This is a genomic window from Robertmurraya mangrovi (assembly GCF_034427655.1).
In the GTDB taxonomy this organism is placed as follows: Bacteria; Bacillota; Bacilli; order Bacillales; family Cytobacillaceae; genus Robertmurraya_A; species Robertmurraya_A mangrovi.
Genome location: NZ_JAXOFX010000033.1, coordinates 1 through 3,082, shown reverse-complemented (window position 1 = coordinate 3,082; position 3,082 = coordinate 1). Strand labels below are relative to the sequence as shown.

At 34.4% G+C, this 3,082-nt stretch carries 5 protein-coding genes and 1 rRNA gene; 4 read left to right on the top strand and 2 right to left on the bottom strand.

The annotated features are described in order from the left end of the window. Positions 1 to 97 (top strand): IS3 family transposase (locus tag SM124_RS23835; RefSeq protein ID WP_322448231.1); only part of this gene is annotated, 97 nt, incomplete at its 5' end. 52 nt (positions 98 to 149) lie between these two features. On the opposite strand, the gene gerD is transcribed toward SM124_RS23835, so the two are convergent. Beyond that, positions 150 to 725 carry a spore germination lipoprotein GerD gene (gene gerD / locus SM124_RS23830; RefSeq protein ID WP_322448959.1) on the bottom strand — a complete coding sequence of 192 codons (576 nt, stop codon included), beginning with the start codon at positions 723 to 725 and terminating at the stop codon, positions 150 to 152. A 145-nt stretch (positions 726 to 870) separates the two neighbouring features. Between gerD and SM124_RS23825 the strand changes: the two genes are divergently transcribed. Next, positions 871 to 1,500, top strand: coding sequence for a KinB-signaling pathway activation protein (locus SM124_RS23825; protein ID WP_322448958.1), 630 nt, complete (start codon positions 871 to 873; stop codon positions 1,498 to 1,500). Between the two features lie 113 nt (positions 1,501 to 1,613). Here the strand turns inward: SM124_RS23825 and pdaB are convergent, their stop codons facing one another. Beyond that, complete coding sequence (gene pdaB / locus SM124_RS23820) at positions 1,614 to 2,366, bottom strand: polysaccharide deacetylase family sporulation protein PdaB (protein WP_322448957.1); 753 nt, start codon at positions 2,364 to 2,366, stop codon at positions 1,614 to 1,616. Between the two features lie 145 nt (positions 2,367 to 2,511). Between pdaB and SM124_RS23815 the strand changes: the two genes are divergently transcribed. Both SM124_RS23815 and SM124_RS23810 read left to right on the top strand, forming a co-directional pair. After that, a complete protein-coding gene (locus SM124_RS23815) occupies positions 2,512 to 2,745 on the top strand; it encodes a hypothetical protein (protein ID WP_322448956.1) in 234 nt (77 codons plus the stop codon). Between the two features lie 242 nt (positions 2,746 to 2,987). Next, positions 2,988 to 3,082: ribosomal RNA gene (locus tag SM124_RS23810) — 16S ribosomal RNA — on the top strand; the annotation flags it as partial.

Genomic DNA, 3,082 nt, shown 5'->3' with positions numbered 1-3,082 from the left:
CTACATTTATTATTACAATAACGAAAGAATTAAAGTAAAATTGGCTGGTTTAAGTCCCGTGCAATACCGAACTCAAACTAGCCAAAAAGCTGCATAATTAAAACTCTAACTTTTAGGGGTCACTACCGTGAAGGGTCTTCCTTTTCTACTTATGATCCTCCACCCTCTTTGCCGCCACCTTCTTTAATTTCTCCAGCGGCTTTAAGTAGGAGAGCTTGAACTTTCGCTTGGTATAAAGGACTCTCAAAAGTTTCAGTCATAACCTTTTGCAAGTGTTCTCTGTATTCTTTGCTTTTAAGAATTTTTGTTACTGCCTTTTCCATTTCGGGATCTTGCAAAACTTCTATCATCATGCCTCTATATTCGGGATCCTTCATTAGATCCTTTATTAACTTCTCATGTTCGTCTCTAAGACTTGTAGCAACACTCTCAGCAAATTTAGGATCTTGGAGATTTTTTTTCCAAAACTCAGTTCCTTTATCTGAAACAAGAGTCTTTTCTATTGTATCAGAGACAACAGTTTGGTCCATGACTAATTGTTGCTTCATGGCATCATCTGACATGACTTCTTGAATAGCCTTTTTTCCATCATCTGTTTTAAGGATATCTACTACCATCTTTTTCGTTTCATCATAATCTGACTCCTTAGCACCAGCTTCATTCTGAGCACAACCAGTAATCAGAACAAGTAGTACAGGGAGGAGCAAATAAAAGTTTTTATACATAATGATAGCTCCTTTCGTAGTTATCCTATACTTTAGGATGTGAAAAATCGACAAATTCTATACGTTTAAAATCAATGCCTAGATTTTTCAGAAGTGGGTTGGTACAATCATAGGAGTGAAAGAAAAGTAATGGAGGAAATAAAAAGTGAACAGTCGTAATCTTGTAAGATTGTTTCTTTCGACATTATTAGTTGGGGGTATCACAACTGGTATAGTCGGATTTATAGTTAGATGGGATGAGTTTCAACCCTATTTTACAGACTTTAATGCCTTAGAAATATTATCTATTTTGTTTTGGTTATTCGGTGTTGGACTTATATTTAGTATTATAAGTCAAATGGGATTCTTCGCCTATCTAACCGTTCATCGCTTTGGACTTGGAATATTCAAATCGTTAAAACTTTGGAATGCTGTACAGTTAATCTTAATTGTATTTGTCCTTTTTGACTTAGTTTATTTTCGATTCAAAGCTTTTGCTAAAGAGGGAGATAGCATTCTATCGTATGTAGGTGTGGCTATCTTTATTGCTCTAGTAGGTATTATTATTGCTTACATTAAGTCAAAACAAACGAATAAGGAAGCTTTTATCCCGGCCTTATTTTTTATGGTTGTTGTGACAACTTTAGAATGGGTCCCAGTTTTAAGGGTTAATGAAGAGAGCTGGTTATACTTAATGCTCCTACCATTGTTAGTGTGTAACGCATACCAACTCCTCATTCTTCACAAACTAAATCAAAAATCAGTTCAAGCAAAAGTAACAAAGCCATCTAAATAAGATGGCTTTGTTTTTTATTAAAGTTAAAGTATATGCTTTTGAAGTTAGACAACTGTCTAGCTCAAGTGCCCAGCGACTAGTGGACGTCGCTGAACGGGGCGCTTGCGCTTTTCTTAATTAATTTCCTTAGAATCTGCATTTGCATTCGCGATCATTTCTGATACCGTTACTAATTTTAAGTTTTTGTTTTTGACTTTATTAATGATGGACGGTAGAGCTTGAGCAGTTTGTTTTGCTGAGTCCGATGCATGTAGAAGAACGATGTCGCCTTTTTTGGCATCAGAGACATTATCGATGATTACTTCTACACCTGGATTTGACCAGTCCTTTGAATCAATACTCCAGTGAACTACAGTAAGCCCGAGACGGTCAGCAATTTTTAATGTTTTTTGATCAAAGTGTCCAGTTGGTGCTCGGACCAGTTTAATATCTTTAACATTTAATTTCTTAAATGCTTCTTGAGCGCGTATTAAGTCTTTTCTAACTTTGGCTTCATCAAGTTCAGTATAATCTTCATAATTGTATCCTAATATTCCTATCTCATACCCCTCTTTAACAATCCTTTCAACAATGGTTGGGTGCCTCTCCGCCCATGATCCGGATAAAAAGAACGTTGCAGTCTTTACATTTTCCGCTTTTAAAACATCTAAAATTGGTTCAGCTTTTTCATCTCCCCAACCAATATTAAAGGTTAAAGCTATATCTTTTTCTCCTTTATAAATTGCTTTTGGCCCATTTTTACCGGAAAATACAGGTACATTAACTAAGTTTTCCATATACAAAAACCATGCTGTAAAAAAGGCTGCAATTACAACTAGAAATACTTGTTTTACCAACTTTCCATTCAATACATAAAAAAAGTTCATCCAACTATCACCTCGTCCAATACAATACTTGTCTCATATCTATGCCAAAATAAAAAGAAGTATGATAGAGAGTTTTAACTTATAAAAATATTTATTTTGGAAAACACTACTAGAACCAAAATCATTAAGGAGTGTTTACATAGATATGCTAGGTTTGATGATTAATGAAAAAGAAGTAAAAGAAATGCAGTACTTGATTAAAAGGGAAATGGACGAGATATTATTTGATCTGAATGATAATCGAATTGATCATATAGTAAAAAGAGCAATGGAAGAAAGATATAAAATTTTGTTCTCTCTGTTTAAAAGGGTTGCTTCCTCTAGTGAATGCTTAAGGTACACAAGGTCAAGTAATCAATCAAAAGTGAAAAAGGGATAGGATATTTAAAATTTGAGTTGACTCTTAATTATTATTTTGTTATATTAATAAACGTCGCTGATAGACAAGCGATAAAACAGCTTTAGAAGTTCTGAAAAATATTGTTGACATCATTAATTAAATGATGCTAAAATAACAAAGTCGCCAATGAGCGACAAAAGTCAATTTGCTCTTTGAAAACTGAACGAATCATACGTCAACGTTAATCTATTTTTATTTTTTTAAGAGCTAAATCTTACTCTTTATTGGAGAGTTTGATCCTGGCTCAGGACGAACGCTGGCGGCGTGCCTAATACATGCAAGTCGAGCGAAGTTTTAAAAGCTTGCTTTTGAAACT